This window comes from Jiella soli (assembly GCF_020615385.1).
In the GTDB taxonomy this organism is placed as follows: Bacteria; Pseudomonadota; Alphaproteobacteria; order Rhizobiales; family Rhizobiaceae; genus VKMB-3413.
Map to the genome: position 1 here is coordinate 211,605 of NZ_JAJAVB010000002.1, position 24,636 is coordinate 236,240.

The 24,636-nt window shown below is 66.7% G+C and carries 17 protein-coding genes; 3 read left to right on the plus strand and 14 right to left on the minus strand.

What is annotated here, in order from left to right; all coding sequences use genetic code 11:
- Window positions 1-36: 36 nt before the first annotated feature.
- On the plus strand, window positions 37-1,341 hold the full coding sequence (locus LH400_RS01335; protein WP_229150846.1) for an MFS transporter: 1,305 nt from the start codon (window positions 37-39) through the stop codon (window positions 1,339-1,341).
- A 61-nt stretch (window positions 1,342-1,402) separates the two neighbouring features.
- Here LH400_RS01335 and LH400_RS01340 read toward each other — a convergent pair whose 3' ends face one another.
- Together LH400_RS01340 and LH400_RS01345 are read right to left on the minus strand one after the other, a co-directional pair.
- Entirely contained in the window at window positions 1,403-2,353 is a 951-nt protein-coding gene (locus tag LH400_RS01340; protein ID WP_229150847.1) for a DMT family transporter, read from the minus strand.
- Between the two features lie 180 nt (window positions 2,354-2,533).
- Window positions 2,534-4,843, minus strand: a complete 2,310-nt coding sequence (locus LH400_RS01345) for a xanthine dehydrogenase family protein molybdopterin-binding subunit (RefSeq protein ID WP_229150848.1) — start codon at window positions 4,841-4,843, stop codon at window positions 2,534-2,536.
- A 205-nt stretch (window positions 4,844-5,048) separates the two neighbouring features.
- Between LH400_RS01345 and pepN the strand changes: the two genes are divergently transcribed.
- Both pepN and LH400_RS01355 read left to right on the plus strand, forming a co-directional pair.
- Entirely contained in the window at window positions 5,049-7,694 is a 2,646-nt protein-coding gene (pepN, locus tag LH400_RS01350) for an aminopeptidase N (RefSeq protein ID WP_229150849.1), read from the plus strand.
- Between the two features lie 171 nt (window positions 7,695-7,865).
- On the plus strand, window positions 7,866-10,151 hold the full coding sequence (locus LH400_RS01355; RefSeq protein ID WP_229150850.1) for a PAS domain-containing sensor histidine kinase: 2,286 nt from the start codon (window positions 7,866-7,868) through the stop codon (window positions 10,149-10,151).
- A 67-nt stretch (window positions 10,152-10,218) separates the two neighbouring features.
- On the opposite strand, the gene LH400_RS01360 is transcribed toward LH400_RS01355, so the two are convergent.
- From LH400_RS01360 to LH400_RS01415, 12 genes are all read right to left on the minus strand, one after another.
- A complete protein-coding gene (locus tag LH400_RS01360; RefSeq protein WP_229150851.1) occupies window positions 10,219-13,206 on the minus strand; it encodes a bifunctional [glutamine synthetase] adenylyltransferase/[glutamine synthetase]-adenylyl-L-tyrosine phosphorylase in 2,988 nt (995 codons plus the stop codon).
- Window positions 13,193-14,608 carry a sensor histidine kinase gene (locus LH400_RS01365; RefSeq protein ID WP_229150852.1) on the minus strand — a complete coding sequence of 472 codons (1,416 nt, stop codon included), beginning with the start codon at window positions 14,606-14,608 and terminating at the stop codon, window positions 13,193-13,195. Before LH400_RS01365 ends, LH400_RS01360 begins: the two co-directional genes overlap by 14 nt.
- A 32-nt stretch (window positions 14,609-14,640) precedes the next feature.
- A complete protein-coding gene (locus tag LH400_RS01370) occupies window positions 14,641-15,357 on the minus strand; it encodes a response regulator transcription factor (protein ID WP_304502354.1) in 717 nt (238 codons plus the stop codon).
- 150 nt (window positions 15,358-15,507) lie between these two features.
- A complete protein-coding gene (locus LH400_RS01375) occupies window positions 15,508-17,016 on the minus strand; it encodes a Do family serine endopeptidase (RefSeq protein WP_229150853.1) in 1,509 nt (502 codons plus the stop codon).
- Window positions 17,017-17,190: 174 nt separating this feature from the next.
- Window positions 17,191-17,682: a cytochrome c-type biogenesis protein gene (locus tag LH400_RS01380; RefSeq protein ID WP_370638301.1), complete on the minus strand. Its 492-nt coding sequence runs from the start codon at window positions 17,680-17,682 to the stop codon at window positions 17,191-17,193.
- Between the two features lie 5 nt (window positions 17,683-17,687).
- Window positions 17,688-19,667, minus strand: a complete 1,980-nt coding sequence (locus tag LH400_RS01385) for a heme lyase CcmF/NrfE family subunit (protein ID WP_229150854.1) — start codon at window positions 19,665-19,667, stop codon at window positions 17,688-17,690.
- Window positions 19,664-20,161, minus strand: coding sequence for a cytochrome c maturation protein CcmE (gene ccmE, locus LH400_RS01390; RefSeq protein WP_229150855.1), 498 nt, complete (start codon window positions 20,159-20,161; stop codon window positions 19,664-19,666). The genes LH400_RS01385 and ccmE overlap by 4 nt, the downstream gene beginning before the upstream one ends.
- Window positions 20,158-21,384, minus strand: a complete 1,227-nt coding sequence (ccmI, locus tag LH400_RS01395) for a c-type cytochrome biogenesis protein CcmI (protein WP_229150856.1) — start codon at window positions 21,382-21,384, stop codon at window positions 20,158-20,160. Before ccmI ends, ccmE begins: the two co-directional genes overlap by 4 nt.
- A 150-nt stretch (window positions 21,385-21,534) precedes the next feature.
- Window positions 21,535-21,927: an RT0821/Lpp0805 family surface protein gene (locus LH400_RS01400; protein WP_229150857.1), complete on the minus strand. Its 393-nt coding sequence runs from the start codon at window positions 21,925-21,927 to the stop codon at window positions 21,535-21,537.
- 86 nt (window positions 21,928-22,013) lie between these two features.
- On the minus strand, window positions 22,014-23,279 hold the full coding sequence (locus LH400_RS01405; RefSeq protein WP_229151234.1) for an ATP-binding protein: 1,266 nt from the start codon (window positions 23,277-23,279) through the stop codon (window positions 22,014-22,016).
- Between the two features lie 196 nt (window positions 23,280-23,475).
- Complete coding sequence (locus LH400_RS01410) at window positions 23,476-24,147, minus strand: response regulator transcription factor (RefSeq protein WP_229150858.1); 672 nt, start codon at window positions 24,145-24,147, stop codon at window positions 23,476-23,478.
- 57 nt (window positions 24,148-24,204) lie between these two features.
- The gene (locus LH400_RS01415) at window positions 24,205-24,540 is read right to left on the minus strand and encodes a hypothetical protein (protein ID WP_229150859.1); all 336 of its coding nucleotides are present in this window, start codon (window positions 24,538-24,540) and stop codon (window positions 24,205-24,207) included.
- Between the last annotated feature and the right edge of the window lie 96 nt (window positions 24,541-24,636).

Sequence of the window (24,636 nt, forward strand, 5' to 3'; positions counted from 1 at the left end):
CGCGGGCCCCAGCCGAACGAATGAAGTCCGTCCGCCATGCATCTGTTGCCCATCGCCGCCCTCCTCACCTCGACCTTCTTCCTGATGGCCGGAGCGGGTCTGATGGGGATTCTCCTGCCGGTCCGCGGATCGATCGAGGGCTGGACCAGCTACGAGATCGGCGCCCTCGGCACCAGCTATGCGATCGCCTTCACCTTCGGCTGCGTGGTGATCCCCTGGATCGTCCGCAGTGCCGGTCACGTCCGCACCTTTTCCAGCCTCGCGGCGCTGCTGGCGATCTCGATCCTGCTTTGCGCCATCATCGTCGATCCGCTCGCCTGGATCGTCTTCCGCGCGATGGCCGGCTTCGCGCTCGCCGGCACCTACATGGTCGTCGAGAGCTGGCTGAACGAGCGGGTCACCAATGAGAGCCGTGGCGCGATCTTCTCGGTCTACATGATCGTCACCATGGCGGCGATGATGGGCGGCCAATACGTCATGCCGCTGTCGAAGCCCGAGCTGACGATGCCGTTCATGATCTGCGCAATCCTCTTCGCGCTTGCGGTCATCCCGACGGCGCTGTCGCGGGCGCAGTCGCCGAAGCCGTTGACCACGGTGAAGCTTGATGTCGGCATGCTGTTCCGCAACTCGCCGGTCGCCGCCATCGGCGTGCTTCTCGCCGGCATCCTGTCGGGCGCGTGGAACAACATGGCGCCGGTCTTCGGCCAGCAGATCGGGCTGTCGACGACCCAGATCGCCACCCTCGTCGTCGTCGCCATGGCCGGCGGCATCGTCTTCCAGATCCCGCTCGGCCGGATCTCGGACCGGACCGACCGGCGCTATGTGATGACCGCCGCCGGGCTGATCGGCGTCGCGGCCGCAGTCGCCGGCGTTTATCTGGATCATGCGGGCCCGATCGCGCTCTTCTCGGTCGCCTTCGTCGTCGGCGGCATCATCTATCCCGCCTATTCGCTCGCGGTCGCCCATGCCAACGACTATGCGGCCGACGCCGACTTCGTGAAAGTCTCGAGCGGGCTCCTCATCCTCTATGGCGTCGGCACGATGATCGGGCCGCTCTACGCCGCCGTCCTGATGGAATCGCTCGGACCTGCCGGCATCTTCCAGGCTCTCGGCACGGGAATGGCGCTCTATGCCGCCTATTCCTTCTACCGCACGTTCCGGCGCGTCGCGATCCCCGCCGACCAGCGGCCCGACTTCCAGACGGTGCCGATCGCCCGTGTGCAGACGCCGGCGAGCTTCGCGCTCGACCCGCGCGCCGATATCGCCGACACGGAAGAGGACGCGGAGGCGGAGCGGCGGGAGAGCGAACGCCGCGATGCCGAACTGACCGCCGTCAAGTAAGAGAGCGATCGCCCGCGCGGGCTCCGGAATACCGGGGCCGACGGGTTCGAGGGACGCCGTGTCAGCCGTTCGGCGTGGAGGCGCGGCGCGCCTTCTTGCGTTCGATGCCGAGCCGGTGCTCGCGATAGATGATGAAGATGCCGGCCGACACGACGATCGCACCGCCGATCAGCGTCGTCACGGTCACCGTCTCGCCGAACAGGAAGAAGCCGATCGCGATTGCCAGGAGCAGCGAGGTGTATTCGAAGGGCGCGATGGTCGAGGTGTCGGCATAGCGGTAGCAGGCCGTCAAGAGCAGCTGGCCGACGCCGCCGCAAAGCCCCGCCGTAACCAGCAGCGCCGCCTGACCCGGCGTCGGCATCACCCAGCCGAGGACGATCGAGAAGGTCGCGATCAGCGAGCAGGTGAGCGAGAAATAGACCACGATCGTCGCCGTGCGCTCCTTCTGGGCGAGCCGGCGCACCTGGATCATCGCAACCGCCGAAAAGGCCGCGGCGATGATCGAGGCGGTGACGCCGACCGCCTCGCCCTGGCCGGCTCCGTCATCGAACAGCGTGAGATTGGGCAGCGACACGACCACCACCCCGACAAGGCCGATCAGCGCCGCCGTCCAGCGATAGGCGCGCACGACCTCCTTCAGAAGCAGGGCCGCAAAGACGACCGTGAGGAGCGGTGCCCCGTAGGAGATCGTGATCCATTCGGGATAGGCGAGCCGCGTCAGGGCGAAGAAGCCGAGGATCATCGAGGAGACGCCGACAAGGCCGCGCACGAGATGGCCCGGAATGTCGTCGGTAACGAGCGATGTCCTGAGGTCGCCGAGCCAGGCGAGATAGATCGCCACCGGCACGAGCGCGAAGAAGGAGCGGAAGAAGACGATCTCGCCGGCCGGAATACCCTCGCCCCCGGCCTTGATCGCCGTCTGCATGCCGACGAAGACGACCACGGACATGCATTTCAGGGCAATTCCGAGCATCGGGTTGGAGGTCTCACCCGTGCTCGGCCCGCTGTCCATTCTCTGCCTGCCCTTCCCTCGACCGCCTGAAGGCGGCCCATCCTTTTGTCCAGCGCGGATCGCACGCCGGACACGTCCATCACGGGGACAGGCTTACACCCCGAGCTCTGTGGGAAACTGGAAAGATTGCTTCGCAAGCAGAACAATCCTGCCCGCGAAGCATATTCCGTCGCCCTTCGCCTACGCCGCGGAAGAGGCGGACCGCAGGGCCTCCCAGACCCGCAACGGGGTTGCCGGCATGTCGAAGTGCTTCACGCCCGCCTGGCGGAGCGCGTCGGCGACCGCGTTCATGACCGCCGGCGTCGCGCCGATGGTGCCAGCCTCGCCGGCGCCCTTGATACCCAGCGCATTGGTCGTCGAAGGCACGTTCCGGGTCTTGAAGTCAAACATCGGGAAATCCCAGGCCCTCGGCATGGCGTAGTCCATGAAGCTCGCCGTCACCAACTGGCCGTCCTGATCGTAGACCGCGTTCTCGATCAGCGCCTGGCCGATCCCCTGCGCCACGCCGCCATGGATCTGGCCGGCGAGCAGCATCGGGTTCACTGTCACGCCGAAATCGTCGACGATGGTATAGGCGATGAGTTCGGTCGCGCCGGTGTCCGGATCGATCTCAACCTCACAGATATGCGTGCCGTTCGGGTAGGTCGCCTCGTCCTGCTTGAACTCGCCGACCGCCTTGCGGTCCTCCTCCGACTTTGCGGCGGCGGCGAGCGCGGCGAAGTCGATCGCGCGGTCGGTGCCGACGACGCGAGCGGTGCCGTCCGCCAGCTCGATGTCGGCCGCGGCCGCCTCGAGTTCGTCCGCGGCGAGCTTCTTCAGCTTTTCCGCCAGCGTCTGGCTCGCGCGGCGCACCGAAACCGCGCCCAGCGGGATCGAACGCGAGCCACCGGTGCCGCCGCCGGTGGGCGTGTCGTCCGTGTCGCCCTGGCGCACGTCGATACGGTCGTAGTCGAGCTTCAGAGCCTCGGCGACGAACTGCGCATAGGCGGTGACATGGCCCTGGCCGTTCGACTGCGTGCCGATCTTCAGCTCCACGCGCCCGTTCGCCATCAGCTCGACATAGGCCGGTTCCGAACCGGGAAAGGCGCAGGCCTCGACATAGGTCGCCATGCCTATGCCTCGGAGCCTGCCGCGCGCCCGCGCCTCCTCGCGGCGGCTCTCGAAAGTCTGCCAGCCGGAGCGGCGCATGCCCTCGGCGAGGTGTCCGGCGAAGTCGCCGGTGTCGTAGAGCCGGCCGAAGGCGGTGCGGTAGGGGAGCTGGTCGGGGCGGATGAAGTTGCGCCGGCGGATCTCTTCGCGCGGCAGGTTCATGTCGACGGCACACTGGTCGACCAGCCGTTCGATCAGATAAGCCGCTTCCGGGCGGCCAGCGCCGCGATAGGCGTCCACCGGCACGGTGTTGGTGAGGTAGAGCTTGCAGTCGACGTCGATTGCCGGGATGTCGTAGAGGCCCGTCGCCATCGACATGCCGAACCAGGGGATCATCGGACCGAACTGCGAGGTGTAGGCGCCGAGATTGGCGGACAGGCCGATCCGCAGACCGAGGAACCGGCCCTCGGCATCCATCGCCATCTCGCCGGTGACGAGATTGTCGCGGCCATGGGCGTCGGTGACGAAATGCTCGCCGCGGTCGGAGGTCCATTTGACCGGCCGGCCGAGCTGGCGGGCCGCCTCCAGAACGAGCACATATTCGCGGTAGACGAAGGCCTTGGTGCCGAAGCCACCGCCAACGTCATGCGTGACGACGCGGATCGTCTCCGGCTCGACATGGAAGACGGCATTGGCGAGGATGCCGCGCATCCCATGGACGCCCTGGCTGCCCGAGGTCAGCGTGAAATGCGCGGTCTCGGCGTCGTATTCGCCCACCGCCGAGCGGACTTCCATATAGTTGCAGACGAGCCTGTTCTGGACGAGGTCGATGCGCGTCACATGCGCGGCCTCGCCGAAGGCTGCGGTCGTGGCGTCGGCGTCGCCGACATGCATGTGGCCTGCCAGATTGCCCACAACGTCGTCCCAGACGAGCGCCGAATCATCGGCGCGCGCGGCGGCAATGTCGGCGACCGCCGGCAGCGGCTCCCATTCGACCGCGACGAGCTCAGCCGCATCGCGCGCCTGTATCGCCGTGTCGGCCACGACGAAGGCGACGGCATCGCCGACATGGCGCACGATGTCCTTGGCCAGGATCGGCGCGTTGCGCTTTTCCAGCGTCTTGCCGTCCACCTGCTTGGGCGAGGCCATGCAGGGCAGGTCGCCGAGCGCGGCGACATCCTGATGGGTCATTACGCGGTGGACGCCCGGCGCCGAGCGCGCGGCCTCGATATCGGTGATGGTGAAGCGGGCATGGGCGTGGGGGGAGCGGACCACCGCGGCATGCAGAAGCCCCGGCCGGGTCTCGTCGTCGGTATAGCGCCCGGCGCCGCGAAGCAGCGCGTCGTCCTCCTTGCGCAGCACCGAAGCACCGAGGCCGAATTTCGGGGTCATGACGTTCATGCGTGATGCTCCTTGGGCGCGGCAGGCGGGAAAGATGCGGGACCGCGAACGGATCTGCCGGCGCGATTTTCCGCCTTGCCAATTATTGCGGGGGCTCTGCTTCGTCGAGAGGAATAGACGCAACGAGGCCCCGCGCCAAGGAAAAGGCGTTGGCAATCGCCGTCTCGAGGGCTACCTCCGGCCGAGAACGAGAGGATCCGAAGCCATGCTGCGCACCGACGACGGCCAGACCATCAAGCTTGCCGACTACCGCCCGAGCGACTTCCTGCTGCACGCGGTCGATATGACGATCCGCCTCTTTGAGGGGCGGGCCGAGATCGAGACGCATCTTGCCCTGGAGCGCCGGCCGGGCGTCGCCGCGTCCGTGCCGCTGGAACTCGACGGGGACGAATTGTCGCTCGCCGGCCTGACGCTCGACGGCGCGCCGCTCGATTCTTCAACGTACAAGGCTTCGCCGGACGGCCTCACCGTCTTCTCGGCCCCGGCGAGCGGGCGCTTCACGCTGACCGTCGCGACGCGCCTGGTCCCCGAGGAGAACTCCAAGCTGATGGGCCTCTTCCGCTCCAACGGCATCTGGTGCACGCAATGCGAGGCCGAAGGCTTCCGGCGCATCACCTATTTCCTGGACCGGCCGGACGTGCTCGCGCCGTACCGCGTGAGGGTCGAGGCGGACAAGGCGGCGGCGCCCGTCCTCCTGTCCAACGGCAATCCGGTGGAAAGCGGCGATCTTCCCGGCGGGCGCCACTTCGCCGTCTGGGACGATCCCTTCAACAAGCCCTCCTACCTTTTCGCCATGGTTGCCGGCGACCTCGACGCCGTCCACGAGCAGTTCACGACCGCAAGCGGGCGCGCCGTCACGCTCGGCGTCTATACGGAGAAGGGCCGCTCGGCCCAAGCGGCCTACGCAATGGACGCCTTGAAGCGGTCGATGGTCTGGGACGAGCGGCGGTTCGGGCGCGAATACGATCTCGACGTCTTCAACGTCGTCGCCATCGCCGACTTCAATATGGGGGCGATGGAGAACAAGGGCCTCAACGTCTTCAACCACAAATATGTTCTGCTCGACGAGAACATTGCCACCGACTCCGACTATGCCGGCGTCGAGACCGTCATCGCACACGAATACTTCCACAACTGGACGGGCAACCGCATCACCTGCCGCGACTGGTTCCAGCTCTGCCTGAAGGAGGGGCTGACGGTCTATCGCGATCAGGAGTTCTCCGCCGACGAGCGCGAGGCGACGGTGCAGCGCATCGGTTCGGTGCGGCGGCTGAAGGCGCATCAGTTTCCCGAGGACCAGGGGCCGCTGCAGCACCCCGTCCGCCCGGGGGAATACCGCGAGATCAACAATTTCTACACGGCGACCGTCTACGACAAGGGCGCCGAGCTGGTGCGAATGGTCGCGACCATCCTCGGCCGCGATGGCTTCCGAAAGGGAATGGACCTCTATTTCGATCGGCATGACGGCATGGCCGCGACGATCGAGGAGTTCCTCGCCTGCTTCACGGACGCAACCGGTACGGATCTGACCCAGTTCGCGCTCTGGTACGCTCAGGCCGGCACCCCGACCCTCTCCGTGTCGCAGTCCTACGATCCGGAGGCGGACCGGCTGAGCGTCACCCTGAAGCAGGCGCTCGAGCCCGGCGCCGCCGCCACCCAGACGGCACCCATGCATATTCCCGTGCGCTTCGGTCTCGTCGGGTCGAACGGGCAGGACAAAGAGGCGGTCACGACGTCCGAGGCGGTCGTCGGCGACGTCATCCATCTTCGCGAGCCGGAGACGACGGTGGTCTTCGAGAAGCTCGGGGACCGGCCTTATCTCTCCGCTCTCCGGGACTTCTCGGCACCGGTGACGTTGAAGCACGAACAGAGCGAGGCCGACCGCCTGGCGCTCGCACGGCTCGACCCGAACCTCTTCAATCGCTGGCGGATCCTCAACGACCTCGTCGCCGAGGCTCTGACGACGGCCAGCCGCAGCGGTGCAGACGCCACGGCATCTCCCTTCGCCTCCGAGATCGTCGAGGCGATCCTCGCTTCGGCGAGCGATCAGTCGCTCGAGCCGGCCTTTCGGGCACAGGCGCTTGCGCTTCCCGGCGAAACCGACGTCGCCCGCCTCGTCGGTGAGAATGTCGATCCCGACCACATTCACGCGGTGGTCGAGGCCGCCCGGCGCCAGATCGGTGAAAGTGGGGCCCGGCTGTTCCAGGAGCTGCACGCGGAACTTGCGTCGGACGGGGCATTCTCCCCCGACGCCGCGAGCGCCGGCCAGCGGGCGCTCGCCAATTCCGCCCTCGCCTATCTGGTCGCCGCGACGGGCGACCCGGCGCCCGCGACCCGGCAGTTCTCCGAGGCGCGCAACATGACCGACCGGCTGAGCGCCCTCTCCCTTCTCCTTCATCACTTTCCGAATTCGCCCGATACCATTGCCGCACTCGCCGAATTCTACGAGCGTCACGAGGCCGACGAGCTCGTCCTCGACAAGTGGTTTGCCCTCCAGGCGACCATTCCCGATGCTTCGGCGCTCGAACGCGTGGAGACGCTCGCAGCGCATCCGAAATTTACCCTGCGCAACCCCAATCGCGTGCGGGCGCTGATCGGCACCTTTGCCGCGGCCAATCAGGTGGCGTTTCACCGGGCCGACGGAGCCGGATATCGCTGGGTCGCAGACCGGCTCGCCGAGATCGACCGGATCAACCCGCAGATCTCGGCGCGAATCGCCACGACCTTCCGAGCCTGGCGCAGCCTTGAACCCGTCCGGCGCGACTACGCCCGGAAAGTGCTACGCCAACTTGTTGATCTTGAACACTTATCAAAGGATCTTCGAGATATTGTGGAGCGCTCGTTGCGTTAGCGACTCATGTTCTTGATTTGTTGACACCTGCCATAATTGCACTCTGGACAAGCTGATTCGCGTCTGATCAATTGGCAGTGATTCGGGGGTGCGGCGTACCGAATCTGAGATGCGGCAAACGAGGGGTATGGCATGCGAGCGGACGCGTTCAACGCGCCGACGGGGAGACTATTGTCTCGTCTCCAAGGTCTGGTGCGTGGGAATTTCGAAATCGCAGGCTATGCCAAGATGCTGGCGGGGCCGAACTACTCGGCGGGGCTGCGTCCCGAGAAATTCCTCCGGCGTGTCATTCCCTTCCTGATCCTCACCTTTCTGGCGATCATCGCTATCGCCCGCCTCACCTCGCTCATCCAGGAGCGCGCGCATCTCGAGGCGGATGCGCAGAGCGACATCAAGGTCGCCGCGGCGTTGATCCGCGCCAGCAGCCAGTCGGCCGCCGATCAATCCCTCGCCGACGCGCAGGCGCTTCTGACGAGCGTCGCGGCGCCTGAGATGGCGCATTACGGACGCTTCGCCGTGATCAGCGACGAGAGCGGGAAGATCACGGCAACGCTTCCCGGCTTCGAATATCTCGTCGACCGAAGCCTGCAGCTGATGATCGAGGAGCCTCAGGCGCTCCTGTCCTTCGGGGAGCGTGCCGGCGTTCGGCGGACCGTCTTCTCGGGCCAGCCCGCCTATGTCGCGACCGCGGCGCTCGCCGGTGGCGGCTTCGTCACCCTCGTCCAGCCCACGGAATCGTTGCTGACCGGCTGGCGGCGGACGGTCTCGCTGAACGTAACCCTGTTCTCGATGACCAGCCTCGTCATGCTGGTGATCCTCTACGCCTATTTCCGCCAGGCCGGCCGCGCGGAAGAGGCCGATGCGCTCTACATGCAGACGCACCGTCAGGTGGACATGGCGCTGGCGCGCGGCCGCTGCGGCCTATGGGACTGGGACATCGCCCGAGGACGCATGTACTGGTCGCGCTCGATGTTCCAGATCCTCGGAATGGAATCGCGCGACGGCGTCCTGACCTTCGCCGAGATCGCGCCGCTCATGCATCCCGAAGACGGCGGCCTGTTCCATGTCGCCAGGCAGGTGGCCGACGGCAGCATCGCGACGCTCGACCGGGTGTTCCGGATGCGCCGCAGCGACGGCGACTATATCTGGCTGCGCGCACGCGCCGACGTGACCCGCACCGCGGACGACGAGATCCACCTGATCGGGATTGCCGTCGACGTCAGCGACCAGCAGGAACTGGCCCGCCGCAGCAGCGAAGCCGGCGCCCTCCTGAACAACGCCATCGAGAATATTTCCGAGACCTTCGTCCTCTGCGACGAGGACAACCGGGTCGTCCTGTGCAATTCGAAATACCGGGAGACCTTCGGCCTGAAGCCCGCCGACGTCACCCGTGGCACGGCGCTTGACGCCGTAATGGAGAAGGCGCGGCGGCCGATCGAGACCGTCCGGCTGACGAGCCCGACATTCGCCGCCGGCGAAAGTGCCGTCGAGGCGCAGCTTCCCGACGGCCGCTGGCTCCTGATCTCCGAGCGCCGGACCGGCAATGGCAGCCTCGTCTCGATCGGCACCGACATCACCCAGATCAAGCTGCACCAGGCCCATTCGCAGGACTCGGAGCGCCGTCTCCTCGCCACGATCGAGGATTTGACCGCCGCGCGCCGCGAAGCCGACCGCAAGGCCAAACAACTGTCGGACCTCAATTTGCGCTTCGGCGCCGAGAAGGAGCGCGCCGAAAGCGCCTCGCGCGCCAAGACGACCTTCCTCGCCAACATGTCGCACGAGCTGCGCACGCCGCTGAATGCCATTCTCGGCTTCTCCGACATCATGCGTCAGAACACGCTCGGCCCGCTCGGCACTCCCAAATATTCCGAGTATGCCGAGGACATCCACCTCAGCGGACGCTTCCTCCTGCGCCTGATCGACGACATTCTCGACATGGCGAAGATCGAGGCCGGCCGGGTCGAGCTCGTTCCCGAAGACATCGAACTCGGCGATATCGTCAGCGAAGCCACGAAGATCATCGAGGTCCAGGCGCGGGACAAGGACATCACGGTTCAGGTCCGCCTGCCGCGGCCGATGGCGATCCGGACCGACCGCCGGGCCACGAAACAGGTGATCCTCAACCTTCTATCCAATGCGGTGAAGTTCACCGGCCATGGCGGCGCGGTGAAGCTGAAGGTGCGCACGGTCGGCGCCAACGCGCTGATCTCGGTCGCCGACAACGGCATGGGGATCCCGCGCGAGGCGCTGCAGACGCTCGGACGGCCGTTCGAGCAGATCGAGAACGAATTGACCCGCAAGAACCGCGGCACCGGCCTCGGCCTCGCCATCGCCCGATCGCTGGTCGAGCTCCATGGCGGTCGGATGCGGATCTCCTCGCGCGTCGGCGCAGGAACGGTCGTGGCGCTGCGGCTGCCGCTGGATGGCCTGCGTCCCCGGTCGGCGGAGGAAGCCTGACCCGGAAGGTCCCTGAAACAGAGACCGGGCCGAAGAAGTTCGCCTGGATTTCCGGAGTGGCCTCGTTTCAGGCGGGCATCTCCGGTTCATTCTGCGAGGGTGCCGGCAACAGGACCTCGAAGGCCTGCCTGACACGTGAGGCCGTCTCGGCGAGGCGGGGCTCCAGTTCTTCGGCTCCGTCCAACCCGAGCGCCGAGGCCAGTCGATCGGCCAGCCCCTCGGGAATGTCGTCGCGGCGGGCGACATCGGCCGGGCCGAGGCGCAGGATCTGGATGACACGGGTGAAGTCGCGCATCGCCGCGGTGAGCAAGTCGGCAAAGCCCTGATGCCCCCCGAAATCGGTCGCCGACAGGACCGTATCGGTTGGAGCGCCGATGAGGCCGAGATCCGCCCGCCCGGTCAGGAGCGCCCATTGGGCGATGAATTCGAGGTCGATGAGACCGCCTGACAGGCGCTTCACATCGAGCGGACCCCTCGCCGGCTTGCTCTTCTCGATGCGCAGCCGCATGTCCGCGACATCCTGCCCGATCGCCGGATCTGACTGCCGTTCTGCGAGAACACTCTCGATCATCGCCGCGATCTCGTCGCACAGCCCGGTGTCGCCAGCGAACGCCCGCGAACGCGACAGCGCCATGCGCTCCCAGGTCCAGGCCTCGGTGCGCTGATAACGCGCGAATGACTCGACATGGGTAGCCAGCGGACCCTTGTTGCCGGAGGGCCGCAGCCGGAAATCGACGTCGTAGAGCACCCCCTCCTTCATCGGCGCCGTCAGCGCGGCGATGAGGCGCTGCGTCAGCCGGGTAAAATAGACGGGGGGAGGCAGCCGCTTCTCGCCGTCCGATTCCTCGGCATTCTCGTCGTGGTCGTAGAGGAGGATCAGGTCGACGTCCGAACCGGCGGTCAGTTCGCAGCTGCCGAGACGGCCCATGCCGAGCAGCGCGATCCGCGCGCCCGCGACCTCGCCGTGCCGGTCGGAAAACTCCTGCATGACTGCCGCAAGCGTCGCATCGAGAACGACGTCGGCGAGACCGCTGAAGGCGGATCCCGCCTCGTCGGCGGCGATAACGCCGGACAGCATGCGGGCTCCGATCAGGAAGCGCTGCTCGGAGGCAAAGAGCCGCAGCCTCGCCAGCTTATCCTCGTAATCCGCTGCGTCGGCCAGGAAGGCCGAAAGACGCTCGGCGACCAGCCCACGTCCAGGGACCTCGCCCAGGAAGGCGGGATCCAGCATCGCGTCGAAGACGTGGGGCCGGGCGGCGATCGTCTCGCGGAGCGCGGGAGCCGCGGTGATGATCACCGCGAGGAGTTCGAGTATCCTCGGATTGGACGCGATCAGGGCGAAGAACTGGACGCCGGCTGGGAGGCCGGCAAGGAACCGGTCGAATGCGGCAAGAGCGCCGTCCGGATCGCGCGCGCCGGCAAAGGCCGACAGGAGCATCGGCAGAACGCCGGACAGACGCTCGCGCGCCGCCGCAGACTGCGTCGCCCGGTAACGGCCATAGCCCCAGGAGCGGACGATCCGCGCGATATCCTCGGGCCGCTGGTAGCCGAGTTCGGCAAGCCGTTCCAACGCGGACCGGTCCTCTTCGCTCTCCAGAAGGCGCAGCAGCGCGGACGAGCCGTCGGAGGGCTCGTCCCGTCGACGCCGCCCGTCGTTGAAGAGCTTGGCGAAGTGGCCGTCCACCCGGCCGAGATGAAACAGCAGCGCCTCTGCGAAGGCGTCGCGATCGGCAAAGCCGGCAAGCCGCGCGACCGGCTCCAGCCGATCCGGCTCCTCGGGAAGCGTGTGGCTTTGCTCGTCGTCGACCATCTGGATCGCATGCTCGACGCGGCGCAGGAACCAGTAGTCCTGGGTGAGTTCGTCCCTTGTGGCTTCCGTGACCCAGCTGCCGGCCGCAAGCTCGCGCAGCGCCTCCTCCGTCCGACGCTGGCGCAGCCGCGGAGCCCGGCCGCCGGCGATGAGCTGCTGGGTCTGCGCGAAGAACTCCACCTCGCGGATGCCGCCTCGACCGAGCTTGACATTGTGGCCGGCGACACCGACCGCGTCGAAGCCGCGATGCCGGTCGATCCTGAGTTTCATATCCTGGATGTCGGCGATCGCCGCGAAGTCGAGATAGCGGCGCCAGACGAAGGGCGAGAGTTCCTCGAGAAAGGCCTCGCCCGCAGCCAGGTCGCCGGCGACCGGGCGCGCCTTGATCATCGCCGCGCGCTCCCAGTTGCGGCCGTTTCCCTCGTAATAGGTGAGCGCCATCTCGACGGGGATGGCGAGCGGCATCGCGCCGGGATCGGGCCGCAGCCGCAGATCCGTGCGGAAGACGTAGCCCTCGCCGGTCCGCTCGCCGACGATCCGGACGAAGCGCCGCACGAGGCGCGACAGCGTCTCGACTGCCTCCATGGCGTCCGGCACGAGGCCGGCGTCCGGATCGAACAGGACGATCAGGTCGATGTCGCTCGAATAGTTGAGTTCGCGGGCACCGAGCTTGCCCATGCCGAGGACGAAGAGGCCGCAGCCCGTCTCCGGCTCCTCCGGCTTCGGCAGTACGATCTTGCCGCTGCGATGCGCTTCGACAAGGCAGAAGCGCAGGGCGGCGCGCACGGCGCCTTCGGCAAGATCCGACAGGCGCGCCGTCGTCTCGGCCGGCGTCGCTTCGCCGAAAATGTCGCAGAGCGCGATCAGGAGAGAGACCTCGCGCTTGACGGTCCGAAGCCGCGCCATCAACGCGCTCTCTCCCTGCCCCTCCTCGGGCAGGGCCTGGAGATCCGCGATGCGCGCCGCGATGAGATCCTGCGCGGACGCCGACAGGAGCGCCTCCAGCCATTCAGGATGCTGGAGCAAGCCGCCCCGCAGATGCGGAGACAGGTCCATCACCGCCTTCAGCCGGTCAATCTGCGGCCCACCATCGTCCAGAACCGGCAGGAGCGCGTCGCATCCTGCAGCCTCGGCGGCGCGGCGAAGATCGGCGAGCCAACCCTCCGCCCGTTGCGGATCGATCGGCTCCGGCCGCAGATTGCCGCCGATCCTCAAACCTTCTCGCGGAGCTTCAGCTTTGACCATCCGGACGCGTGGTGTCCTCCCGTGGAAATTCCAGGACAACTCTAAGCCCGGGATCGGCATCCTCAAGTCTCAGCTGTCCGCCATGCACCTGCGCGATCGCCTGGACCAGCGACAGGCCGAGGCCTGAGCCGGGCATCGAGCGGCTCTGGTCGAGCCGGAAGAAACGTTCGAGAACGCGGCCATGCATCTCGGCGGGAATGCCGGGACCGTCGTCTTCGACGGACAGCCACCAACGCCGTTCGTCGGCTGCAAGCGCAACCGCGATCCGTGCAGGCCGGCCGGTGCCGCCGGCGTATTTCAGGGCGTTGTCGACGAGATTGGAGAGCGCCTGGGCGATAAGCTCGCGGCTCGCCAGGACCTTGAGACTCGTGGGCGCGTCGACGAGGAGCGCGGCGCCCGCCTCCTCCGCCAGCGGCTCGTACAGCTCGGCGAGATCGGCAACGATCGCGGCGATGTCGACCTCGGCCTTCAGCACCGCGTGCGAGCCGGCCTCGACCCGCGAAATCATCAACAGGGCATCGAAGGTGCGGATCATCTGGTCGGCCTCGCCGATCATCCCCTCGAGCGCGGAACGGGTCGTCGCCGTGTCGGCCGGCCCGGCAAGCGCCTCCTCGGCGCGGTTGCGCAGGCGCGTGAGCGGCGTCTTCAGATCATGGGCGATGTTGTCGGAGACCTGCTGCAGCCCCTCCTGCAACAGCGCTACGCGGGCGAGAAGGATGTTGAGGTTCTCCGACAGGCGGTCGAATTCGTCGCCGGCTCCCGTCACCGGCAACCTTTCGGTCAGATCGCCCGAGAGGATGCGCGCGCTCGAGACCGACATGCGGTCGAGCCGCTGCAGCGCGCGCCGTCCGATAAAGAGCCAGGCAAGCACGGCCGCCGCTCCCATCAGCGCGAGCGCCAGGATCAGCGCGCTCTGGACGACCGAACGGAACCGCACCTGCTCGGTCTGGTCCCGGCCGACCAGGATGCGCATGCCGTTCGGCAGCGCCACGACGTCCGCGATCGCGATGTGGTAGCGGTCCCTGGCATCGGTCGTGAAGCGCTCGTAGGCGAAGGCCTCCGGAGTGAAGCCCTCGTCGTCGAGGACCCCCGCCTGCAGGCTCTCGACATTGCCGGCGATGATTCGGCCAGTCGCGTCGGTGGCGAGATAGAGCGAGGCGCCCGGCTGGCGCGCGCGCCGGTCGATGGTGCGCACGAGGCCGATGATGCCGGAGGACTGGTAGATCTGCGCCAGCTCGGCGATCTCATCCTGGATCGCATTCCGGCTCTGGCTTTCCAGGAGGTTGGAGGCGGTCGCCGTGACGTAGACGACGAGGACGACGGCGCAGATCGCAAAGAGGAGGAAATAAAGCGCCGACAGACGGACGGCCGTCATGCGCATCAGCGCCTTCAGTCGCTCCATGTCGGGGACCTATCCGAAATTCTTACAGCCTCTCAGTCGTCTGCGCGCATGATGTAGCCCGACCCGCGCACGGTGTGCAGCAGCGGCTTGTCGAAGTCGCGCTCGATCTTGGAGCGCAGACGCGAGATGTGGACGTCGATGACGTTGGTCTGCGGATCGAAGTGATAATCCCAGACATTCTCGAGCAGCATGGTGCGGGTCACCACCTGGTTCGCATGCTTCATGAGATATTCGAGCAGGCGGAACTCGCGCGGCTGCAGGACGATCTGCTTGCCGGCGCGGCGCACCTCGTGGGACAGGCGGTCGAGCTCGAGATCGCCGACCCGGTAGCTCGTCTCCACGTCCTTGCCGATGCGGCGGCGGCCGAGCACCTCGATCCGTGCCAGGAGTTCGGAAAAGGCGAAGGGCTTGGACAGATAGTCGTCACCGCCGGCTCGCAGACCCTTGACCCGGTCGTCGACCTGGCCGAGCGCCGACAGGATCAAGGCCGGTGTCTCGTTCTTCTGCTCGCGCAGGCTGGCGATGACCGACAGGCCGTCGCGCCGCGGCAGCATGCGGTCGACGATCAGGACGTCGTAGGAACGGCTTTCGGCCATATGCAGGCCGTCGTCGCCGTTCTCCGCATGCTCGGCGACATGTCCGGCCTCGCGCAGCGCCTTCACCAGATAGGCGGCGGCCTCGCGATCGTCTTCGATGATCAATATGCGCATGGACCCCGTCGAGGGTTGGACGGCCGCGGTTACGGACATGATCGTCTTCCTAGATCGGTGATTCGGAGGAAAAAGGCAAAGTGCGGGAGCTCGGCGGTCCGGCAGCGCCACAAGCCGGCCGTCGGCGGCCGGTCGAAGGGGCGGGACATGTCGGCCCCGCCCCGATCGTTCAGGCTTGGCAGGAGCCGATCAGCTCTTGGCGACCGGCAGCGCGACGAAGCGGTTCTGGTCGCCGTTCTTCAGCTGGAACAGCGCGGCCTTGCGGCCCGACTTGGCCGCATCGGAGAGTGCCTTGCGGACCTCGTCCTGGCTCGCCACCGTATTGCCGTTCACCGCGACAATCGTGTCGCCCGCCTGCATGCCCTTGTCGGCCGCCGTCGAATCCGGATCGACATCGGTGATGACGACGCCCTGGCCGTCTTCCGACGGGGTCACGGTGAGGCCGTACCCCGAGAGCGAGGACGGATTGACCGGCGCACCAGAGCCCTGCGAGTTCAGCGAAGCCGCCTCGTCGAGATTGGCGAGATTGCCGAGCGTCACCTTGATGTCCTTGGCGGCGTTGTTGCGCCACACGGTGACGTCGATGGCCGTGCCCGGGCGGTAGTCCGCCACCTTGCGAGCGAGTTCACGCGGATCGGACACCGTTTCCCCGTCGATCGCGGTGATCACGTCGCCGGTCTCGATGCCGGCCTTGGAGGCAGGGGTCTGGTTGTCCGGCAGCGTGACGATCGCGCCCTTCGCGTCGCCGAGACCGACCGCATCGGCGATGTCGTCAGTGACCGGCGCGATCTGCACGCCGAGCCAGCCGCGCTCGACGCTGCCGTTCTGCTTCAGCGACTGCACGACATCCTTGGCGACCGAGGCCGGGATGGCGAAGGCGATGCCGACATTGCCGCCCGAGGGCGAGAAGATCGCCGTGTTGATGCCGATGACCTGGCCCTTGAGGTTGAAGGCCGGACCGCCGGAATTGCCGCGGTTCACGGCAGCGTCGATCTGGAGGAAGTCGTCATAGGGGCCGGCGCCGATGTCGCGGCCTCTCGCCGAAACGATGCCCGCCGTCACCGAACCGCCGAGGCCGAATGGATTGCCGACCGCCACGACCCAGTCGCCGACACGCACGGCATTGTCGTCACCGAACTCGACATAGCTGAACTTCTGGCCGTCCTTCGCATCGACCTTCAGAAGTGCCAGATCGGTGCGCTTGTCCGTGCCGATCAGCTTGGCGCCGAATTCCTTGCCGTCGTCCATGACGATCGTGTACTTCGAGCCGCCGTCGACGACGTGGTTGTTGGTGACGAGATAGCCGTCGTCGGAGATGAAGAAGCCCGACCCCTGGGCCATCGCATGGCGCGGGGAGGCGTGCGGAGGAACGCCCTTCTGACCCGGGATGTCGAAGAAGCGGCGCAGCGGATGATCTTCCGGAAGGCCCTGGAACGGATCGCCGAACTGCTGAGCGGTGGCGGCTGCCGGCTTGATGTCCTCGGTCACGCGAACCGAAACGACGGCCGGCGATACCTTCTGGACGACATCGGCAAAGCCGAAGGACTGTTGGGGAGCGTCGACACGAACCGGATCTGCAAGAACCGGAACGGTATTGCCGATTACGCCGCCGGAAAGCGCCAGTCCGGCAACGCCCGCCGCCAGGACGCCGGCCAGAAGGCCCTTGCGCTTTGCCGAATGCGTCTGATGATTTCTCATCGAATTTCCTTTCCCGTGGATGAAATGCGAGGGCGAATCCTTGCCTCGTCAGGTCCCGCCGTCGATGCCAAACTAGGGATCAGAAGATTACGGGAGTTTTTCGACCACGTGAAAACTTGGTAAGTTGAGGACGCTATCGAAAGGCTGCGCCTTTCGATTGCTTTGACCCTGCCGCTACCGGCGCGCCTTGACTACGTCGGCGATGGCCGCCTCTTCCTCGGCTGTCAGCGGCTGCGGTCCCCGCTCCTTGCGGCGGTTTGCCGCCCCCGCGAGCGCGAAGCCGATGCCCGCCAGCAGCACGATCGCGGGCGTCGCCCAGAGAGCGAGATTCATCCAGTCGAAGCGCGGCTTCAGGAGCACGAATTCGCCATAGCGCGAAACCAGGTAGTCGATGACCTCCTTATCGGTATCGCCGGCCTTCAGCCGCTCGCGCACGAGAATCCTCAGATCCTTGGCGAGATCGGCGTTGGAATCGTCGATCGACTGGTTCTGGCAGACGAGGCAGCGCAGGCCCTCCGACAGATGCCGCGCCCGCGCCTCGAGCGCCGGATCCTTCAGCATCTCGTCCGGATTGACCGCATAGGCCGGCGCGATCACGAGCCCGCCCGGCGCTGCCACGACGATGAGTGCCAAGATGGCAAGGACGATGGCGAGTGTTCTTTGCAAGGGCCTCACTCCGCGGCGACCAGCGCCTCGCGCCGACGCCTCTCCGGCGCACCAACCCTGAGACGCCGGTCGGCCAGCGAGACCAGCCCGCCGAAGGCCATGCACAGCGCGCCGAGCCAGATCAGCGTGACCAGTGGCTTGAACCAAATGCGCACGACGATTCCGCCATCGTCGGACGGATCACCGAGGGAGATGTAGAGCTGAGAAAACCAGTCGGTCCGGATGCCGGCTTCCGTCGTCGGCATCTGCCGGGCCGGATAGAGGCGCTTGGCGCTCTCGATCGTCCCGGCGGTCCGGCCTTCATCGAGAAGCGCGAAGGTCCCGTACTGCTCCTCGTAGTTGGGGCCGGCGCGCGGCTGCATGCCTTCGAACCGGATCTGATACCCTCCTGCCGCGACCGTCTCGCCCGGCTTCATGTTGGTGATCGTCTCGGTGCCGAAGGAGGAAGCCGCAACGATCCCGAGGACGGTGATCCCGAGTCCGAAATGGGCGATCATCGTGCCGAAGGCCGAGCGCGGCAGTCCGGCAAGGCGCTTGAGGCCCGTGCGGAGCCCGACCCGCTGGAAGCCCGCCCGATGGAAGAGATCGGTCAGGCTACCGACGAGCAGCCACAGGGCGAGCCCGAAGCCGAGCGAGGCGAGGATATGCGTGCCGCGGGTCACCGCCAGTCCGATCACGACGGTCACCAGCACCACGCCGACCGCGACATAGAGTCGCTGGGCGGCGGCATAGAGATCGCCCCGCTTCCAGCCGAGCAGCGGCCCGAACGGCACCGCGATCAGGAGCGGGATCATCAGCGGGCCGAAGGTCATGTTGAAGAACGGGGCGCCGACGGAGATCTTCTCGCCGGTGAGGACTTCGAGGAGCAGCGGATAGAGCGTGCCGACGAGGACGGTCGCACAAGCCGTCGTCAGGAACAGGTTGTTGAAGACCAGCGCGCCTTCCCGGCTGATCGGCGCGAACAGGCCGCCGCCTTCGAGCGAAGAGGCCCGGATGGCGAATAGCGTCAGCGACCCACCGATGAAGAGGCAGAGGATGACCAGGATAAAGACGCCGCGAGTCGGATCGGTGGCGAAGGCGTGCACCGAAGTCAGAACGCCGGAGCGCACCAGGAACGTGCCGAGCAGCGACAGCGAGAAGGTCAGGATGGCGAGGAGGATCGTCCAGATCTTCAGGGCCGAGCGCTTCTCCATCACCAAAGCGGAGTGGAGCAGCGCCGTGCCCGACAGCCAGGGCATGAAGGAGGCGTTCTCGACCGGGTCCCAGAACCACCAGCCGCCCCAGCCGAGCTCGTAATACGCCCAGTAGGAGCCCATCGCGATACCGCAGGTGAGAAAGATCCAGGCGATCAGCGTCCACGGGCGCACCCAGCGCGCCCAGGCTGCGTCGATCCGCCCGTCGATCAATGCGGCGACGGCGAAGGAAAAGGCGATCGAGAAGCCGACATAGCCGAGATAGAGCATCGGCGGATGCACCGCGAGGCCGATGTCCTGCAGGATCGGGTTGAGGTCCTGGCCCTCCATCGGCGCCGGGTTGAGCCGGGCGAAGGGATCGGAGGTCATCAGGATGAACAGAAGGAAAGCCGTCGAGATCCAGGCCTGAACCGACAGGACATTGGCCTTGAGGCTGGCCGGAAGGTCGCGACCGAACAGCGCAACGAGCGCTCCGAAGAAGGACAGGATCAGCACCCACAGGAGCATCGAGCCCTCGTGGTTGCCCCAGGTGGAGGTGAACTTGTAGAGCAGCGGCTGCTGCGAATTGGAATTCTGGAAGACGTTGAGCACGGAGAAGTCGGAGGTGACGTAGGCCGTCACCAGCGCCGAGAACGCCAGGGCGATGAGGAGGAATCCGCCGGTCGCCATGACGACGCCCGTGTCCATCAGCCGCGCGTCCCGGCTCCTCGCCCCGATCATCGGCAGTACCGACTGGAGCAGCGAGACCGACAGCGCCAGGATCAGGGCGTAGTGTCCGATTTCGACGATCACGAGCCGGCTCCCGTCGCGGTTTCGGCGGAGACGGTCTTCTCCGCCGGCTTCACCATTCCCTTGCCCTCTTCCCAGAGCCCGCGCTTCTTGAGGTCGTCGACGACCTCCTTGGGCATGTAGTTCTCGTCGTGCTTGGCAAGCACCGTGTCGGCGACGAAGACGTGATCGGGCCCAAGAGTGCCCTCGGCAACGATGCCCTGCCCCTCGCGGAACAGGTCCGGCAGAATGCCCACGTAGGTCACCGGCACGGTCTCGACGGAGTCGGTGACCTTGAAGGTGACCTTGTCGCTGCCGCCGCGCACGACCGATCCCTCCGCGACGAGGCCGCCGAGGCGGATGCGCTGGCCGGGATCCGGCGCTTTGGTGACGATGTCGGTCGGCGAGTTGAAATAGGCGACGGAATCGGAGAGCGCGGAAAGCACGAGGCCTGCGGCCGCGCCGATGACGAGGAGGATCGCGCCGATCGAATAAAGTCGCTTCGCCTTACGGGTCATTGCGTCTTCGTTCCCTCCTCTTGCGTCAGTCCCATCTGAGCGCCAAAAGCGGCGATTTCCCGGCCCGCTGCAGAGTTGTCGGCGAAGACCTGCCGGGCCTTGCCGAAGGCCTCGGCCGCCTTTTCCGGCTTGCCGAGAACCGTATAGGAGCGGATCAGCCGTTTCCAGCCTTCCACGTCGTCAGGTTCCTGCTCGAGCCGGGTGGCGAGTTGGGCCACCATGCCCTCGATCATCGCCTGGCGATCGCCTTCCGACATCCCGGCCGCCGCCGCGACATCGGCGGAGTTCGGCCCGGGCATGCCGGTGGGCGGCCCCGCCTGCTGGTCCTGTTGGGCGGAAGCGCCCTGTGCGGAGACCATCGGCGCCTCGCCGCTCTTGCCTTGCCGCTGCCTCGCATCGGCGAGGCCGGCCTGGGCGATCTTCAGCCAGGGCGCGTTCTGCGGGCTGGCCGCAATCAGTTTCGACCAGCGGCTCTCGGCCTCCGCGGCACGCTCCTCCTGGCTGGCGTCGAGCGCCAGGAAGAACTGCGCCGGCAAATAATCGGGATTGATCTTCAGCGCCCGCTCGAATGCCGCCTTGGCCTCGTCGGTCACCTCGCCGCCGGCAATCTGCGTCAAGGCCTCGCCCAGCCCGTCCTCGCGGGTCGCCGTGGAGCCGAGCAGGCGGATGGCGTTGCGGTAGGCCGTCGCGGCCTTGCCCGGCTGGTCGAGCTGCAGATAGACCGGAGCCAGGAGATCCCAGCCGCGACCGTCCGCGGGATTTTGCTTCAACCGTTCCTCGGCCGCCGCGACGATCTTGTCCATGCTCATGTCTGTGCCGGACGGAACTTCTCGGGAGGCGAGCGGAAGATCGGGGCGGCCGCCGCCGCCGTAAAACGCGTAGAGCCCGGTCGACAGCGCCGGAACCACGACGACCACAGCGAGGATCGCCGCCGCCGAGATCGATTTGCGCCATCCCTGCCGGCCGCTCCGCAGGGGCTGCCCGGCCCGCTCCGACGCCTTGAGAAGCCGCCGACCGATTTCGGCCCTGGCGGTCTCGGCCTCGGGCGCGGCCATCGTCCCGCGCTCGACATCGGCTTCCAGCTCGCGCAGCTGCGCGGCGTATACTTCGACGTCATGATCCGCCCGCGTCGCGAACTCGTCCGAGCGGCGGCGCAGAAGCGGCCAGAGAACCGCCAGCGTGACGGCTGCCGTCATGACGGCTGCGATGACCCAGAATTCCATGCGACTCATATACGGATCGGAACCGGCCGGCGAAACCTCGATGAGAGCCTTGCAGCCGGTCCGGCGGTAGGGTGTCCTTGCGCCATATCAGAGGCGCCGGGACTTGCCCATTCAATTCGTCAGGAGAGTCGCAAGCATGACAGCTCGTCGTCAGGCAACCGGTTTCCAGTAGCCGTTGGGCGTCTTGCAGGCGGCGCCGACCGCCTTGACCGGTTGGCCGACGCCCTCGATCGTATGGGTGTAGCCGCGGCAATCCTGCGACCCGATCCGGTAGGGCTGCGTCGAAACGACTTCGCCCTTGATCCCGTCATCGGCCCAGACGACCGGCTGGCCGGCCGGCGCATACTGCAGCGCCTGGAATTCCGCCGCGAGCGCCTTGGCCTTGACTTCCGAAGGCAGCTGCGACGCCACCGGATTTTGGCCGATGAGGCCGCCGCCGAGCGCCGTGAGACCCGCCGAGGGCGCCAGACTGTCGCTGCTTCCCGACGTCAGGCATCCCGCCAGCGGCAGGACCAGGAAGGGAACAAGGTGCTTGATCGCCATGGATGGGAGTCCGTCCGAAAGCTCGCCCGATCGGGCCGAGGGACAAGGGTGCGAGCGTTCGCAGTTCGCCCCTTACCGGCTTCATGTCAAGCCGTCGGCTCGTCCGAAAGCGAGGGGAGTTCCACGCGGGCCTTCAGCCCTCCGATCTCCGAGCGTCCGAGCTCGAGCGAGCCGCGATACTCCGCGACGATATCGGAGACGATCGACAGGCCGAGCCCGCTGCCAGGCGTCGCCTCGTCCAGCCGCTGGCCGCGCTTCCTGGCCTTCTCGATCTCGGCCTCGCTCAGCCCTTCGCCATCGTCCTCGATCGTCGTCGCGAACCGGTTGGGAGACACCCGGCTGCAGGTGACGCGGATCGTCGAGTGAGCCCACTTGCCGGCATTGTCGAGGAGATTGCCGACGATCTCCTCGTAATCCTGGCGTTCGCCGCCGAAGACCATGCCATCGGCCGAGGCCGGATCGAAGGCGACGAACAGGTTCGGGTTGAGCTTGGCGATCACCCGGACGATTCGCTCCAGCGCCGGGCGCACGGGCGTTCGAAAGACGACGCTCTCGCTCTGTGCCGCGACCCTTGCCCGGTCGAGATAATGCTGCACCTGGCCGCGCATGCGACCGCTCTGCTCGGCGATCACCCGGCCATGCTCGCCGCCGAGGGCTTCCGCTTCGTTGATCAGGATCGCGATCGGGGTCTTCAGGGAATGCGCGAGATTGCCGACCTGGGTGCGGGAGCGCTCGACGATGCGGCGGTTGTTGTCGATGAGGGCGTTCATCTCCTGGGCCAGCGGTGCGATTTCCGCCGGAAACCGCCCTTCCAGCCGCTCGGCCCGCCCGTCCCGGACATCGGCGAGCGACCTTCGGACCGTCGCCAGGGGCCAAAGGCCGAACAGGATAGCCAGCACGTTGACCAGCACCGAGCCCAGGCCGACGGCGCCCAGATAGAAGGCGAGCTGATGGTCGAACTGCGCAACGTCCGCAGCCACCGATGACAGATTTCCCATCACCCGGAACCGCGCCGCATGATTGGCGGGATCCAGCACGACCTCCGTTTCGGTAACCCGCAGCCGCTCGCCGCCGAGACCGTCGACATCGTAGGAACGCCGATAGGACGCATCGAAGGGCACGAGTTGCGCCGGCTGGGTCGCAATGTCCAGGAAACCGAGGGAGCCGGAGGTCAGCCGGCCATGGGTATTGGCGCTCGCCGGAACGACCTCCCAGTACCAGCCGGACAAGGGCTGCGCATAGCGCAGGTCGCCGAGGTCGGGATTGCCGGACAACCGCCCGTCGGGCGCGGCCGTCACGCTGTTGACCAGATTGTAGAGCTGGGCCGTCAGGAGGTCCTCGAAGCCGCGCATCGCCGTCCGCTCGTAGAGCGTCGAGATCAGGCCGCCGGCGACGACCAATGCAAGTACGACCCATAGGCTGGTCAACGCGATGACGCGCGCCGTCAGAGAATTCAGAGGGTTCCGCCGCGGACCACGGCGGCGCGGACGCGCGCGACCGCCGCCGCCGCGGGAGCCGAGCCATCGCAGGCCTCTCGCCAAGAAAGGCTCAGCTGGAGGCAGAGCCATCCCGCATCCTGTAGCCCTGTCCCCGGATCGTCTCGATGAGATCGACGCCGAGCTTCTTGCGCAGGCGTCCCACGAACACCTCGATCGTGTTGGAGTCGCGATCAAAATCCTGGTCGTAGAGATGCTCGATCAGTTCGGTGCGTGAGACGACCTGGTCCTGATGATGCATCAGATAGTCGAGAAGCCGGAACTCGTGGGAGGTGAGTTTCAGCGGAGTCCCGTCGACGCTGACGCGCGCGGCGCGGGTATCGAGCCGGACCGGTCCGCAGTTGATCTCCGAGGAGGCATGGCCGGCGGCGCGCCGGATCAGCGCGCGGACCCGCGCAAGAACCTCCTCCACGTGAAAGGGCTTCGCCACATAGTCGTCGGCGCCCGCGTCGATGCCGGAGACCTTGTCGCTCCAGCGATCCCTGGCCGTCAGGATGAGGACGGGCATAGTGCGGCCATCGCGCCGCCAGCGCTCGAGCACGCTCAGCCCGTCCATGACCGGAAGGCCGATGTCGAGGATGACCGCGTCATAGGGCTCGGTGTCGCCGAGGAAGTGAGCCTCCTCGCCGTCGAATGCGCGGTCGACGACGTAGCCGGCCGAGCTCAACGCTTCGGTCAATTGGCGGCTGAGGGTCTGATCGTCTTCGACGACGAGAACGCGCATTCCTATCGGCTCCTCTTCATGCGGTGCGGCCGGGCCCGAGACCAGTCTTGCGGCGGGTCAGGGCTTAATCGTGACGGTCTTCTTGCGCGGCCGCTCGCCGCCCTGTGCCGGCACCAGCACGGTGACGACGCAGACCATCTGCCCACCCTGCTGCTGTGTCGAGACGGACAAGACCTTTCCGCCGGTCTGCGATTCGGCCCGGGCCGCGGCGCCGGAGCAATCCCCCGCCGCCATGCGCAGAAGCGCCGGCCCAGGTGCCGAACGCTCCGTCGCCTCCCCGGCAAAGGGCGAGGAACCGGCACGTGCCGCTGCTGGCTCCGACGTGACCGCGCCGAACAGCATCACGAGGCTCGTCAGGCAGATCGCGAAGGATGTCTTGGAGGCGAGGAGCATGGCAGGCCAATCGGACGAAGAATTCTGCGGAAGAGCTGTGCCTGTCGTTGTAACCGTGGGCGGCTGAATAGCGAATGAATGGATGGGCGACCGGCC